This is a genomic window from Dyella lipolytica (genome assembly GCF_030160075.1).
GTDB lineage: Bacteria > Pseudomonadota > Gammaproteobacteria > Xanthomonadales > Rhodanobacteraceae > Dyella_B > Dyella_B lipolytica.
The window spans coordinates 458,344-472,122 of record NZ_BSNQ01000009.1 but is presented as its reverse complement, the minus strand read 5'-3'; the positions used below and the strand labels follow the sequence as shown (position 1 = coordinate 472,122).

Below are 13,779 nucleotides of genomic sequence, written 5' to 3'. Positions count from 1 at the left end.
TAACGAGAATGTCCTTGCGGACAGGGGGTTTGCTGACTAGACTGGCCCGCTTACTTTTTAGCCAGAGTCAACACGCGGCGGACCCATGTTCAAGAAGTTTCGAGGGATGTTTTCCAACGATGTTTCCATCGACCTTGGCACGGCCAATACGCTGATCTATGTCAGGGGCCAAGGAATCGTCCTAAACGAACCTTCCGTCGTGGCGATCCGTCAGGATCGCGGACCTGGCGGCCCCCGCACTGTTGCCGCCGTAGGCGGCGAGGCCAAGCGCATGCTGGGCCGCACCCCGGGCAATATCGCCACCGTGCGTCCGATGAAGGACGGCGTGATCGCCGACTTCACCATGACCGAGGCGATGCTGCAGCACTTCATCCGCCAGGTGCATCGTTCCCGTTTTCTGCGTCCTAGCCCGCGCGTGCTGGTCTGCGTGCCTTGCGGTTCCACCCAGGTGGAACGCCGCGCCATCAAGGAATCGGCCGAAGGTGCTGGCGCCCGCGACGTGTTCCTGATCGAGGAGCCCATGGCCGCTGCGATCGGCGCTGGTATCCCGGTGCACGAGGCGCGTGGCTCAATGGTGCTGGATATCGGCGGTGGCACCTCCGAAGTGGCGGTGATCTCGCTCAACGGCATCGTCTACTCGCAGTCCGTGCGTGTGGGCGGCGATCGCTTCGACGAAGCCATCATCAATTACGTGCGTCGCAACCATGGCACGCTGATCGGCGAATCCACGGCCGAGCGCATCAAGCTGGAAATCGGCTGCGCCTTCCCGCAGAGCCAGGTCAAGGAGATCGAAATCTCCGGCCGTAACCTGGCCGAGGGCGTGCCCCGCATGTTCACGGTCAACTCCAACGAGATCCTCGAAGCCCTGCACGAGCCGCTCGCCGGTATCGTGGCGGCGGTGAAAGCGGCGCTGGAGCAGACTCCGCCGGAACTGTGCTCCGACGTGGCCGAGCGCGGCATCGTGCTCACCGGTGGCGGTGCGCTGCTGCGCGATCTGGACCGTCTGATCTCGGAAGAGACCGGTCTGCATGTGCAGGTGGCGGACGATCCGCTGACCTGCGTGGCCCGTGGTGGCGGCAAGGCGCTGGAGCTGATCGATCAGCACGGCAGCGACTTCTTCGCTCCCGAATAAGCCACTTCAAGGGGCCAGGCCATGCCGCTCGCGCGCGAGGAATCCTCGCCCCTGTTCGCCGGCACCGCAGCCGGCACGCTGCGGCTGATCTTTTACCTCGCGTTAGCGATGGTGTTGATGGTGCTGGACCACCGCAACGGCTGGCTGTGGCGCTTGCGCTATGCCACGTCGATCGTCGTCGAGCCGGTATACCGACTGGCCAGTCTGCCGGCCGACGGCATGCATGCGCTGGGCGTGGCTTTCGCCGATCGCCGCATGCTCACCGAGCAGAACCAGCGTCTGCGTGAGGACCTGCTGCTCGCCAACGCCAAGCTCAACCGCATGTCGGCTGTGGCCGAGCAGAACCAGCGCCTGAAAGAATTGCTCGATACCCAGCGCAGCCTGGGGCTGCATGTGCAGATGGCGCGTGTCATCGGCATCGACCTGGGTGCCTACCGCCACCTGATGATGATCAATCTGGGCGCGCGCGACGGCGTCAAAACCGGCCAGCCGGTGATCGATGCGCACGGCGTGATGGGCCAGGTTGTCGACGTGCTGCCCAATTCCGCCACGGTCATGCTGGTGACCGATCCCGATCAAGCACTGCCGGTGGTGATCGAGCGCACCGGTTTGCGCACGGTGGCCTACGGTTCGCGCAGCGGCGAACAACTTACCTTGCCGACGATTCCGATGGCCGCCGACGTGCGCGTCGGCGACAAACTGCTCACCTCCGGATTGGGTGGACGCTTCCCGCAGGGTTTTCCGGTGGGCGAAATCCGCAGTGTCGGTCCGGCTCCCACCGGCATGTTCTTGGAAGCGCACGCCATGCCTAGCGCCGACCTGGATCGCAGCGACGAAGTGCTCTTGCTGCACGATCTCGCCGAACCGGTCGGACCGCCACCACCGCCGCCATCGGCTGGCCCGCCTGCCGATGGGGCGCCGGCACCGGCCTCCACCGCCGCTGTTCCGCATGCATCTGTGCCAACAGTGCCGACGTCGCCAGCCAAGCCGAAGGCAGCGCAGGCGGGAGTGCCGCAGACATGAGCCGGCAGCGACTCTCCTTATGGTGGTTCGTCGGCACGCTGGTATTTGCGCTAGTGCTGATGCTGGTGCCGCTGCCGCATGTGCTTGAGCCCTTCAAGCCGTACTGGCCTGCGCTGGTGCTGTTGTATTGGGCGCTGGAATCGGGCGATCAGCGGATAACGTTGGGACTGGCCTTCGTGCTCGGTGTCGGCGCGGATCTTTTGAACGGTGTCCTGTTGGGCGAACAGGCGCTGCGCCTATGCGTGCTCGCGTTCATCGCCTTGCGCTTCCGTTCGCGTTTGCGCTTCTTTCCGATGTGGCAGCAGACCCTGGCGGTGCTGGCGCTGCTCGTTAACGATCGCTTCCTGCTGCTGATCGTGCGCGCGTTTGCCGGCGAGGCGACACCGCCCGCTATGTGGTGGGCATCGCCGTTCGTCAGCGCAGCGTTGTGGCCTTTCCTATTCCTGTTGCTCGACGACCTGCGGATGCGGTTGCGCCTCCAATGAGTGGCCCCGGTGACATGGCGCAGACGTTGGGCCTGAAGGTGCGGGCATGGCGAAGCTGATCAGGCGCCGCGCATTCAAGGACACCCGCGGCGAACAGGAGTTGTTCCGGCGGCGCGCGCTGACGGGTTTTGCGCTGATCCTGCTCGGTTTGGGTGCCTTGGTCGGCCGCTACGTCTTTCTGCAGGTGCTGCATCACGACGAATTCGCCACGCGCTCGGTCAACAACAGCGTCAAGCCACGGGCAATCCCACCGGCACGCGGCCTGATCTACGACCGCAACGGTGTGCTGCTGGCCGATAACGTACCCGCCTTCCGGCTCGAAGTGGTGCCGGAGCAGGTGTCGCACATGGAGGCCATGCTGGCCGAACTGGCCAAAGTGGTGCCGCTGGATCAGGACGATCTCGACGCTTTCCGCAAGCAGCTCAAACAGACGCGTCGTTTCGACAGCGTGCCCTTGAAGATGCGCCTTACCGAAGACGACATCGCTCGCTTCGCGGTGAATCGCTGGCGATTCCCTGGCGTGGACGTGGTGCCGTACCTCACTCGCCAATATCCGCTCGGACCGCTGTTTGCAAACGTCGTGGGCTATGTCAGCCGTATCGATGCGGACGATCTGGATCGACTCGATCCGGAAATCTACAAAGGCACTACGCACATCGGGCGCACCGGTCTGGAGCGTACCTACGAGGACATACTGCACGGCAAGCCAGGCTACGAACTGGACGAAGTGAGCGCTGACGGGCGCATTCAGCGCGTGCTGAAAATCGATCCGCCGGTGCCGGGCAAGAATCTGTATCTGAGCATCGATGCACGCGTTCAGAAGGCGACACAAGAGGCATTCGAAGGGAGACCGGGCGCCGCCGTGGCGATCGATCCCCGCAACGGCCAGGTACTGGCCATGGTCAGCGTTCCCAGTTTCGATCCGAATCTGTTCGTCAACGGCATCAGCCTGACGGACTACACGGCGCTCACTTCGGCGGCCGACAAGCCTCTCATCGACCGTGCGCTTAAGGGTGTGTACCCACCCGGTTCGACCGTGAAGCCGTTCATTGGTTTGGCGGGTCTCGAATACGGTGTGCGCACCCCGCAAGACACGGTGGTTTCCACCGGTGTTTTCTATATCCCCGGACAGGCGCGCGGCTACCGCGATGACGTACGCGGTGGCGTGGGTACCGTGAATCTGTACCGGGCGATCGAAGACTCGGTGAATACCTATTTCTACAAGCTCTCGCTGGACCTGGGCATCGATCGGCTCAGCGAATTCCTGGGTTCTTACGGCTTTGGGCGCCCCACCGGCGTGGATCTTCCGGGCGAAGTGTCAGGCATTCTGCCTTCGCGCGAATGGAAGGCCAAACATATGAAGCCGGCGTCGTGGTTCCCCGGCGAGACGGTCATTACGGGCATCGGCCAGGGCTATTGGTTGGTGACGCCCATGCAGCTGGCGCATGCCATCGCCACGTTCGCAGGGCACGGCGTGCCTTACGCACCGCGTGTGGTGATGGCGACTGCGGACGTCGGTGCCAAGCCGGCGCCGCTGGCCAATCCGCCCACCGGTCCGTCCGTGATCAAGAACATCAAGGACTGGCAGGCCGTGAACGATGGCATGCAGCTGGTGATCTATGGCTCCGATCCATTCTCCACCGGCAAGGGTGTGAAGCTCGGCGAAGGGTTTCCCTATCGCATCGCCGGCAAGAGCGGCACCGCGGAACGTTTCTCGCGCACCAGTGACGCGTACAATGAAAACCGCAACACCGCCTATCTTGCCGCGCGTCACCGTGCGTGGTTCGAGGCCTTCACGCCCGCCGAGGATCCGCGCATCGCCGTCGCGGTGGTACTGGAGGCGGGCGCATGGGGCGCCAAGGACGCAGGCCCGATTGCGCGCAAGATGCTGGATATCTGGCTGACTACGCAGAGCGGCACGGTGCCAGCGGATCATCCTTTGCAGGAGATGGAACCGACGCCATCATCCAGCACGTCGCCCAATGCGCCGGAAGATACGCCGCAAGGTGATATGCCGGCGTCCGATACATCCAGTCCGGAGAACAGCACGCCATGATCGATACCGTGCGCACCCGGTTCTATCGCTTCCTGCGGCGGATACTGACGCGTCCCCGCGTCGATCTGCCGCTGGCCGTCGCCTTGTTGGCGTTGTGTTGTGCAGGGCTGATGACGCTGTATAGCGCCGGCGACCGCAACCTTTCGCTCGTCATCGGACAAGCGGCTCGATTCGCACTCGGTGGCGCGTTGATCCTGCTGATGTCGCGCGTCCCGCCTTCGGTATTTCGCAACTGGACCCCGTGGCTCTATATCGGCAGCACGATGTTGCTGGTGGTGGTGGCGGTGTTGGGCGAGGGTCGCGGTGCCGATCGTTGGCTCAATCTGGGCATCATGCGCTTCCAGCCGTCGGAGCTGATGAAGCTGACCATGCCGATGATGGTGGCCTGGTATCTGCATCCTCGACAGTTGCCGCCGGGCTGGAAGGATATCGCGGTAGTTGGCGCACTCATCGCCATACCCGCGGGACTGATCGCCAAACAGCCCGATCTCGGCACCGCCTTGCTGGTGTCGGCGGCCGGCGCGTTTGCCTTGTTCCTGTCCGGCATGGCGTGGTGGCGCATCGGTATGTTGCTTGCGGCCGTGGGCGGGATGATTCCGGTCGCTTGGCATTTCATGCATCAGTACCAGCGCGACCGCATTCTGACCATGCTGAACCCGGAGTCCGATCCACTGGGCAACGGCTGGCACATCATCCAGTCGCAGATCGCGGTCGGCTCGGGTGGCGTGTTCGGCAAGGGCTTCGAGCAGGGCACGCAGTCGCGGCTGGACTTCCTGCCGGAGCACACCACCGACTTTATCTTCGCCGTGTTCTCCGAAGAATTCGGGTTGGTCGGCGTGTGCGCGCTGCTGGTGCTGTATGCCTTCATCATCGGGCGCTGCCTGTGGATTGCGATGGAGGCGCGCGATACCTATTCGCGCCTGCTGGCTGGTGCGATCGGCATGAGCTTCTTCGTCTACGTGTTCGTCAACGGCGGCATGGTGGCGGGACTGTTGCCCGTGGTCGGCGTGCCGATGCCGATGATCAGTTACGGCGGCACGTCTGCGGTTTCGCTGCTGGTGGGTTTCGGCGTGCTGATGTCGATTCATGCCAATCGCAAGGTGCACGATTAAGCTCGGTCCGCATCGCGCCAGCGGTGTGTCAGAGATTGCGCCGCATTGCATGTTACGCTTTACGCAATGCCGATCACGACAGCGAAATCCATCCCGCAGCCGGCCCTAGGGCCGAACCGTTTTCGTCCCTTGCAGATGCTTCTCGCGTTATCGATGATGACCGCGGTTCCTGCTTGGGCGGAGCATCCAGGACAAGCGCAACTCGTGCGCGAAGTGGCGCAGGATACGGGCAAGGATCCCGCCGCGCTCAACGCGCTGCTCGATGGCGCGAGAAGGCAGCAGAGCATCCTCGATGCGATCAGCCGTCCGGCGGAAGCGAAACCGTGGAGCGAGTATCGGGGAATTTTTCTTACTCCGGCGCGCATCGATGCCGGCATTGCGTTCTATCGCCAGCATCGCGCTTTGCTGGAAAAGATCGGCGCGCAATACGGTGTAGCGCCGGAATACATCGTGGCGATCCTCGGTGTGGAAACGTTCTACGGCCGTAATACCGGCAGCTACAAAGTGCTCGATGCGCTGGTAACGCTGGGTCTGTATTACCCGCCGCGCGCCACTTTTTTCCGCGGTGAACTAAAGACGCTGCTGGAGCTGCCGGACAATCATCTCGCCGGTCCGATCGACACGCTGACCGGTTCCTACGCCGGCGCGCAGGGCTGGGGCCAGTTCATGCCGGGCAGCATCCGCGACTTCGCGGTGGATGAGGATGGCGACGGGCGTATCGACCTGCAGAATTCGCTGCCCGATATCGTCGCGAGCGTGGCCAACTATTTCACCAAGCACGGTTGGGTTACCGGTGGTCCGGTGGCCGCACGTGCGCAACCCGATGCGGCAGCGAAGGCGCTGACGGTGAAGGATTCCACGCCGCAGTGGCCGGTGGAGCAACTCGAAGCCTGGGGCTACGCACCGCTGCAGCATCTCAATCCGGGCGAGTCGAGCAGCCTGCAAATCTTGCAGGGGGCTCAAGGCTCGGAATACTGGTTCACCTTCCAGAACTTCTACGTGATCACCCGCTACAACCGTAGCCCGATGTACGCGATGGCGGTGAACCAGCTGGCACAGGCGATCGCCGAAGGGGTGAACCAGCCGGAGAGCGCTGCCCAATGAGGATGGCTTGGCGCCTGTCGTGGCTGCTCGCAACTGCGTTGGTGCTAGTTGGCTGTGGCGGCCACCGCAGCACGCGGTCGTCGTCGCACTCGTCGTCGCCTGCTTCTTCTTCGCGTGGGAGCAGTTCAACTGGATCCAGTAGCGGCGGCACTTACGACGACACCAATCAGCCGCAAAGCAGCCGTTACCGCAGCAGTGACGACAGCGTTCCCGACGGGCCACCGCCTGACGTGAGCCATCTGCCCGAGCCCGTGCCCCAAGTCGAAGCGCGTTCGCTTTACGGCAACAAATCGCCGTACACCGTCTTGGGTCGCAGCTACAGCGTGCTGCCTTCGGCACGCGGCTATGACGAGCGCGGCATCGCCTCGTTCTACGGCAGCAAGTTCCATGGTTACAAAACCTCGAATCTCGAGGACTACGACATGTACAAATTCACCGCCGCGAGCAAGGTGCTGCCGCTGCCCAGTTATGCGCGGGTGATCAATCTGGAGAACGGCAAGAGTGTGATCGTGCGCATCAACGACCGCGGCCCCTTTCACGAAAACCGCGTGATCGATCTGTCCTACGCCGCCGCCGTAAAGATCGGCGTGTGGCCCAAGGGCACCGGTTTGGTGGAAGTGCAGGGCATCGATCCGTCCTCGCCCGCGCAGGAGCCCCCGCCGCCGGTGGTGGTTTCGGCCCCGTCCGCACGACCCCCAGGCATCTATTTGCAGGTGGGTGCCTTCGCCGACCAGGCCAACGCCGAACACGTCGCGGCACAATTGCGCGTGGCGAATTTCGCTCCGGTGCAGGTCGTAGATGCGACCATTGGCGGCCGTCTCGTGCACCGCGTGCGAGTGGGCCCCCTGGCCGACGTGGACAGCGCCGATCGGGTGACCTCTCAGATCGAACAAATGGGCCTGCCGCACCCACAGGTCGCGGTAGACTGAGCGTTTTCCAAAGTAGTGGTGCCTTGCGCGCCGATGATTCAGCAAATTGGATGTAAGCCGACGATGAACCTGTTCCGCCGCCCCCTGCACATTCTTGCCGTCGCCGCCCTGGTGTTCGGCGTTAGCGCTGTCGCCCAGCAGACCCCGCCCAAGCCGGTTCCGAGCGTGCCCGCCCCGGCGGCCGTGCAGGTGCCGGTGCCGCCGCCGCCGGATGTAGACGCCACGGCCTGGGTGCTGATGGATTACGCCACCGGCCAGGTGCTCGCTTCGAAGAATCCGGATCAGCGCGTGGTGCCGGCCTCGATCACCAAGGTGATGACCGACTACGTGATCTCGGCGCAGGTTGCAGCGGGCAAGATCCACCTCACCGACCAGGTCAACATCAGCGAACATGCGTGGCGTGCGGGCGGTGCAGGCACAGACGGCTCCACCAGCTTCCTCAAGCTCAATAGTCAGGTGCCGCTGAAAGATCTGCTGTACGGCATGATCATCCAGTCCGGCAACGATTCCGCTATTGCGCTGGCCGAACATACCGCTGGCTCCGAAGACACGTTCGCCAGCCTGATGAACGCGTATGCCAAGCAGCTGGGGATGGTGAACAGCCACTTCGTCAATGCCTCGGGCTATCCGGCCGACAATCACTACACCACGGCACATGATGTCGCGATCATGACGCGTGCACTGATTCACGACTATCCGGAAGACTACGCGATCTCCGCAATCAAGGAGTTCGAGTGGAACGGTATCAAGCAGGGCAACCGCAACACGCTGCTGTGGCGCGATCCGAGCGTGGACGGCGTCAAGACCGGCCATACCGCCGAAGCCGGCTTTTGTCTCGATGCGTCGGCCAAGCGCGGTGACCAGCGCATGATCGCCATCGTGATGGGCGCCAGCAGCGAGAAAGCGCGCGCCGATTCGGCGATGGCGCTGCTCAACTACGGCTTCCGTTTCTTCGAAACCCACAAGCTCTACGAGGCTGGCAAGGCGCAGGCTTCGCCGCGCCTGTGGAAGGGTCAGGACGACCAGTTGCCGCTCGGCGTGGCCGAAGATGTGCTGGTCACCGTCAAGACTGGTGACTACGACAAGCTGAAGGCGACCATGGACATTCCGTCCACGCTGGTTGCGCCATACAAGAAGGGCCAGCAAGTCGGCACGCTGCATGTCACCGAGGACGGTCAGCCGATCGAGGACGTGCCGCTTGTCGCTCTGAACGATGCACCCGAGGGCGGTTTCTTCAAGCGTCTATGGGACAGCATCCTGCTGTGGTTCCACGGCAGCGGTAAAAAGTGACGAACGCCATTGATTGAAGTGAACGGAGAAGGCCGATGAAAGACCTGGGCGAGATCAAGCCGCAACAGGAAGGCCAGGGTTTCCAGTTTCCGGGCGAATTCGAGATCACCGCGATGGGTAACGCCAACGCGGATCTGAAGGCCCGCGTACCGCAGATCCTCGAAGGCGTCGGCTTACATGTGCTGCACGAGACCGTGCGGCACAAGCATTCGCGCGAAGGCAACTTCCTCTCGGTCACCGTCAGCTTCCGCTGCGAGACGCGCGAGCAATACGACGCCGCGCACGCCGCGCTGCGTGCCGACCCCGACATCCGCTTCACGCTCTAAGTCCATCATTCCGGGCATCCAGGGATGGTTGTCCGGTCGGCGGCACCCGCGACTTCTTCCACTTGCAAGCGCTCGGCCCTGGCCACAGATTTGGCCCTATCCCCATGCAGGCCCGCGATCCATGTCCCAACCGCTGAAAATCCGCCGCCTGGGCCGGCAGCCCTACGAGCCGGTCTGGCAGGCGATGAGCGCCTTTACCGACAACCGCACCGCCGCGACCACCGACGAACTCTGGGTGCTTGAACACGACCCGGTATTCACCCTGGGACAGGCCGGCAAGATGGAGCATGTGCTGGCGCCCGGCGAGATTCCGGTAGTGCCCGTGGACCGCGGCGGCCAGGTCACCTATCACGGGCCCGGACAGATCGTTGCCTATCCGTTAATCGACCTGCGCCGCGCCGGGGTAGGGGTACGCGAACTGGTGAACCGGATCGAACAGGCCATCATCGACACCCTGGCACAGTGGAATATCGAAGCGGTGCGCCGAGAAGGCGCTCCGGGTGTCTACGTGGCGGATGCCAAGGTCGCCGCCTTGGGGCTACGGGTCCGGCGGGGCTGCAGCTTCCACGGACTAGCCTTTAACGTAAACATGAACCTGGAACCGTTCCACCGCATTAATCCTTGCGGTTACAAGGGTCTGGCGGTCACGCAGGTGCTAGACTTGGGCGGTCCGTCGCGGCTGGCGGACGTCGAAGATGTGCTGATCGGCGAGCTTTGCCGGCAGTTCGGATTCGATGCCGAACCGGCTGCCCCCCTTATTCCCGAACTCCCCGCTCGCGCGGCGGTCTGACCTACTTCATGAGCGATACCTCCGCTTCCTCCGCGAAAACCATTCCGATCAGCGTCGTCAACAGTACGTCGGTTGTCGAGAAGCAGGTGGGCAACGACAAGATCGCGCTCAACCGCGCGGGCTTCGATACCGCCGTGCCGACGCTGCGCAAACCGAGCTGGATCCGCGTGCGTTTGCCGCAAGGCAATGCTGTGCAGCAGCTGAAAGCGCGTCTGCGCGAGAACGCGCTGGTCACGGTGTGCGAGGAAGCATCTTGCCCGAACATCCATGAGTGCTTCAGCAAGGGCACGGCCACCTTCATGATTCTCGGTGAAGTGTGCACACGCCGCTGCTCGTTCTGCGATGTCGCACATGGTCGTCCCGCCGCACCCGATCCGTTGGAGCCGGCGCGTCTGGCCGAAACCATTCGCGACATGCGCCTGAAGTACGTGGTGATCACCTCCGTCGATCGCGACGATCTGCGCGACGGCGGCGCCGAACATTTCGCCGCATGCATCCGCGCCGTGCGTCATGCCAGCCCGACGATCCGCATCGAAATCCTCACGCCGGATTTCCGCGGCAAGGGACGCATGGAACGCGCGCTGGAAGTGCTCAAGGATTTTCCGCCGGACGTGTTCAACCACAATCTGGAAACCGTGCCGCATCTGTATCGCGAAGTGCGACCGGGCGCCGATTACCAGTGGTCGCTCGATCTGCTCAAGCGCTTCAAGGCGCAGCATCCGGACGTCCCCACCAAGTCCGGCATCATGCTGGGCCTGGGTGAAACGTACGAACAGGTGATCGAGACCATGCGCGATCTGCGCGCGCATGACGTCGAGATGATCACCATCGGGCAGTACCTGCAACCCACGCCGCATCATCATCCGGTGGTTCGCTACTGGACGCCCGACGAATTCGAATCGCTACGCGAAGCCGGCGAAGCCATGGGTTTCCACCATGTCGCCTCCGGCCCGCTTGTGCGCTCCTCCTACCACGCCGACCAGCAAGCTCACGCAGCTGGCGTTACCGAGCAAGCCTGAAGAGAACTCCATGACCTTTCGTCCCCTGCTCGCCCTGTTGATGGCCCTCAGCGTCACCGTAACGGCGTCCGCACAATCGGCGGCCGATCTCGGTGCTAGCAAGCCGCGCAAGGAGTCCACGCTGCCCTTGCTGCCCACCGCCAGCGAGGCCGATGCCGCGCTGATCTCGGCGCATCTGCTCACCCGTTTCCACTACGACGCGCAACCGCTCGACGATGCGATGTCGCAGAAGATCTACACGCTGTACTTCAAGCTGCTCGACGGCGAGAAGGTGTTCTTCACGCAGCAGGACATGGCGAAGTTCGCGCAAGACAAAGACAAGTTCGGCAACGCGATCTGGAACAAGGATCTGTCCGCGCCGTTCGATGTCTTCAATCAGTACGTCTTGCGCGCCATCGATCGCATGAACTATGCGCGCGGTTTGTTGAAGCAAGGTTTCGATTTCAACACCAATGACACCTACAACGTCGATCGCAAGAATGCCGACTGGCCGAAAGACCAGGCTGAGCTGAACGACCTGTGGCGCAAGCGCACCATGAACGACTGGTTGCGCCTGAAGCTGGCCGGCAAGAGCGACGATGAGATCCGCAAGACGCTCGACAAGCGCTACGCCGGCTACATCGATCGCGTGAAACAGCTGGACAGCGAAGACGCTTTCCAGACCTTCATGACGGCTTACGCCAACTCCACCGATCCGCACACCGATTACCTCGGCCCGCGCGAAGCGGAGAACTTCGATATTCAGATGAAGTTGTCGCTGGAAGGCATCGGCGCGGTACTGCAAGCGCGCGACGACTACACCCAGATCCGCGAGCTGGTGCCTGCCGGTCCTGCTTCCAAGTCCGGCAAGGTCCATGTCGGCGACCTGGTGCTGGGCGTCGGCCAGGGCGCGACCGGTCCTATCGTGGACGTGGTCGGCTGGCGTCTGGACGACGTGGTCAACCTGATCCGCGGCAAGAAGGACACCACCGTGCGTCTGGAAATCGTGCCGGCCGATCAGGGTCAGGACGGCAAGCACGAGATGATCTCGCTGGTGCGCCAGAAAGTCGCTATCGAGGAACAGGCGGCCAAGAAGAAAGTTATCGAAGTCACGGATGGCGGCGTCACGCGCAAGATCGGCGTGATCGAACTGCCGATGTTCTATTCCGACTTCGGTGCACGCAGCGAAGGTGACAAGAACTTCAAGAGCGCCACCCGCGACGTGGCCAAGCTGCTCGGCGAACTGAAGGCCGAAGGCGTGCAGGGCGTGGTCATGGATCTGCGCAACAACGGCGGCGGCTCGCTGTACGAAGCCAATGAACTCACTGGCCTGTTTATCGACCAGGGTCCGGTGGTGCAGGTTCGCGATGCGCGCGGTCAGGTACAGGTGCAGGGCGACGACGATCCGGGCATGGCCTGGAGCGGTCCGCTGGCCGTGTTGGTCAACCGCGGCACAGCGTCGGCATCGGAGATCTTCTCCGCCGCGATTCAAGATTACAGCCGCGGTCTGGTCATCGGTACGCCGACCTTCGGCAAGGGCACGGTGCAGACGCTGATCGACCTCGACCGCTTTGCTTCCGATCCCACCACCAAGCCCAACTACGGCGCGCTGAAGATGACGGTGCAGGAATTCTTCCGCATCAACGGCGGCTCCACTCAGCTGCGCGGCGTCACGCCCGATATCTCGTACCCGAACAATGGTGACGAGAAGGATTTCGGCGAGTCGACTTACGACAACGCGCTGCCGTGGACGCAGATTGCACCGGCCGATTACAAGCCGGTGGCCGATATGAAGGCTTACCTGACCCAGCTGGATCAGCTGCACGATGCTCGCGGTGCCAAGTCGCCGGCATGGCAGCTGATGCTGGACGAACTCGCGCAGTACAAGAAGCTCAGCGACCGCACCACCATCTCGCTCAACTTCGCTCAGCGCGAGACGGAACGTAAGCAGCTGGACGCGCTCCAGGCCGATTTCCGCGCACGGCACAAAGCCATCGATGGCGCCGACTCCGCTCAAGCCGATGCCGACGCCCAGCTCGACGACGGCCTCAATCCCAGCGAGCGCAGCTTGAAGACCGAGCTCAAGGAACAGGCGGATGCCAAGAAGGCACCCGATCCGCAGCTGCAGGAAACCGCGCACATCCTGTTCGATGCGGTGGGACTGATCAATGCCAATCCCAAACTCGCGGCGGAAGTGTTGCCTTATGGCGGCAAGCAGGGCAACAGTGCTTCCATGGCTGCCGTCGCTGGCGCGACGCCGTTGCCGACGCAGAACAGTGCTGGCCAGTCCGGCGGTGCATCGAGGGCTCCTGCGGCTGCTTCGAGCAGCGGCCACTGAGGGTTTTCGACAGGCAAGACAAAAGGCAGCGCTTCGGCGCTGCTTTTTTTTGCATTGGACTAATGGGATTTCCGATTGCGCTACACCATCGGAGTCAATGACTACACGTTCTGTGTTTGCATGGCTGATTCGAATTAGTTCGAGCCCCGTGTATTCAGTACATGCGCTGTTTTCAATGCCGTGGGATTCGCGAAGG

Annotated in this window: 12 protein-coding genes; all 12 read left to right on the top strand. The window is 62.8% G+C overall.

Annotated features, from left to right (window positions below; genetic code table 11):
- Nucleotides 1-85 precede the first annotated feature (85 nt).
- The 12 genes from QQL64_RS15310 (at nucleotide 86) to QQL64_RS15255 (ending at nucleotide 13,583) form a co-directional block, all read left to right on the top strand.
- The gene (locus QQL64_RS15310; RefSeq protein ID WP_284401232.1) at nucleotides 86-1,132 is read left to right on the top strand and encodes a rod shape-determining protein; all 1,047 of its coding nucleotides are present in this window, start codon (nucleotides 86-88) and stop codon (nucleotides 1,130-1,132) included.
- A 21-nt stretch (nucleotides 1,133-1,153) separates the two neighbouring features.
- Complete coding sequence (gene mreC, locus QQL64_RS15305; protein WP_284401230.1) at nucleotides 1,154-2,155, top strand: rod shape-determining protein MreC; 1,002 nt, start codon at nucleotides 1,154-1,156, stop codon at nucleotides 2,153-2,155.
- Nucleotides 2,152-2,640, top strand: coding sequence for a rod shape-determining protein MreD (gene mreD / locus QQL64_RS15300; RefSeq protein WP_284401229.1), 489 nt, complete (start codon nucleotides 2,152-2,154; stop codon nucleotides 2,638-2,640). Before mreC ends, mreD begins: the two co-directional genes overlap by 4 nt.
- Nucleotides 2,641-2,686: 46 nt before the next feature.
- Nucleotides 2,687-4,696, top strand: a complete 2,010-nt coding sequence (gene mrdA / locus QQL64_RS15295; protein WP_284401227.1) for a penicillin-binding protein 2 — start codon at nucleotides 2,687-2,689, stop codon at nucleotides 4,694-4,696.
- Complete coding sequence (gene rodA, locus QQL64_RS15290) at nucleotides 4,693-5,808, top strand: rod shape-determining protein RodA (RefSeq protein ID WP_284401225.1); 1,116 nt, start codon at nucleotides 4,693-4,695, stop codon at nucleotides 5,806-5,808. Before mrdA ends, rodA begins: the two co-directional genes overlap by 4 nt.
- Before the next feature lie 135 nt (nucleotides 5,809-5,943).
- Nucleotides 5,944-6,912 carry a lytic murein transglycosylase B gene (gene mltB / locus QQL64_RS15285; protein ID WP_284402213.1) on the top strand — a complete coding sequence of 323 codons (969 nt, stop codon included), beginning with the start codon at nucleotides 5,944-5,946 and terminating at the stop codon, nucleotides 6,910-6,912.
- Complete coding sequence (locus tag QQL64_RS15280) at nucleotides 6,909-7,841, top strand: septal ring lytic transglycosylase RlpA family protein (protein WP_284401223.1); 933 nt, start codon at nucleotides 6,909-6,911, stop codon at nucleotides 7,839-7,841. Before mltB ends, QQL64_RS15280 begins: the two co-directional genes overlap by 4 nt.
- A gap of 63 nt (nucleotides 7,842-7,904) precedes the next feature.
- Nucleotides 7,905-9,131, top strand: a complete 1,227-nt coding sequence (locus tag QQL64_RS15275) for a D-alanyl-D-alanine carboxypeptidase family protein (RefSeq protein ID WP_284401221.1) — start codon at nucleotides 7,905-7,907, stop codon at nucleotides 9,129-9,131.
- Between the two features lie 35 nt (nucleotides 9,132-9,166).
- Entirely contained in the window at nucleotides 9,167-9,457 is a 291-nt protein-coding gene (locus tag QQL64_RS15270; RefSeq protein WP_284401219.1) for a YbeD family protein, read from the top strand.
- A 121-nt stretch (nucleotides 9,458-9,578) separates the two neighbouring features.
- Nucleotides 9,579-10,247 carry a lipoyl(octanoyl) transferase LipB gene (gene lipB, locus QQL64_RS15265; RefSeq protein WP_284401217.1) on the top strand — a complete coding sequence of 223 codons (669 nt, stop codon included), beginning with the start codon at nucleotides 9,579-9,581 and terminating at the stop codon, nucleotides 10,245-10,247.
- 8 nt (nucleotides 10,248-10,255) lie between these two features.
- Entirely contained in the window at nucleotides 10,256-11,266 is a 1,011-nt protein-coding gene (lipA, locus tag QQL64_RS15260) for a lipoyl synthase (protein ID WP_284401216.1), read from the top strand.
- Nucleotides 11,267-11,276: 10 nt separating this feature from the next.
- The gene (locus QQL64_RS15255; RefSeq protein WP_284401215.1) at nucleotides 11,277-13,583 is read left to right on the top strand and encodes a carboxy terminal-processing peptidase; all 2,307 of its coding nucleotides are present in this window, start codon (nucleotides 11,277-11,279) and stop codon (nucleotides 13,581-13,583) included.
- Nucleotides 13,584-13,779 lie beyond the last annotated feature (196 nt).

Excerpts from the sequence above, each read along its gene's own strand:
- mreD (WP_284401229.1), top strand. The coding sequence starts at position 2,152 with ATGAGCCGGCAGCGACTCTCCTTATGGTGGTTCGTCGGCACGCTGGTA.
- lipB (WP_284401217.1), top strand. The coding sequence starts at position 9,579 with ATGTCCCAACCGCTGAAAATCCGCCGCCTGGGCCGGCAGCCCTACGAG.
- mreC (WP_284401230.1), top strand. The coding sequence starts at position 1,154 with ATGCCGCTCGCGCGCGAGGAATCCTCGCCCCTGTTCGCCGGCACCGCA.
- QQL64_RS15270 (WP_284401219.1), top strand. The coding sequence starts at position 9,167 with ATGAAAGACCTGGGCGAGATCAAGCCGCAACAGGAAGGCCAGGGTTTC.
- mltB (WP_284402213.1), top strand. The coding sequence starts at position 5,944 with ATGCTTCTCGCGTTATCGATGATGACCGCGGTTCCTGCTTGGGCGGAG.
- mrdA (WP_284401227.1), top strand. The coding sequence starts at position 2,687 with ATGGCGAAGCTGATCAGGCGCCGCGCATTCAAGGACACCCGCGGCGAA.
- QQL64_RS15280 (WP_284401223.1), top strand. The coding sequence starts at position 6,909 with ATGAGGATGGCTTGGCGCCTGTCGTGGCTGCTCGCAACTGCGTTGGTG.
- QQL64_RS15275 (WP_284401221.1), top strand. The coding sequence starts at position 7,905 with ATGAACCTGTTCCGCCGCCCCCTGCACATTCTTGCCGTCGCCGCCCTG.
- rodA (WP_284401225.1), top strand. The coding sequence starts at position 4,693 with ATGATCGATACCGTGCGCACCCGGTTCTATCGCTTCCTGCGGCGGATA.
- QQL64_RS15255 (WP_284401215.1), top strand. The coding sequence starts at position 11,277 with ATGACCTTTCGTCCCCTGCTCGCCCTGTTGATGGCCCTCAGCGTCACC.
- lipA (WP_284401216.1), top strand. The coding sequence starts at position 10,256 with ATGAGCGATACCTCCGCTTCCTCCGCGAAAACCATTCCGATCAGCGTC.
- QQL64_RS15310 (WP_284401232.1), top strand. The coding sequence starts at position 86 with ATGTTCAAGAAGTTTCGAGGGATGTTTTCCAACGATGTTTCCATCGAC.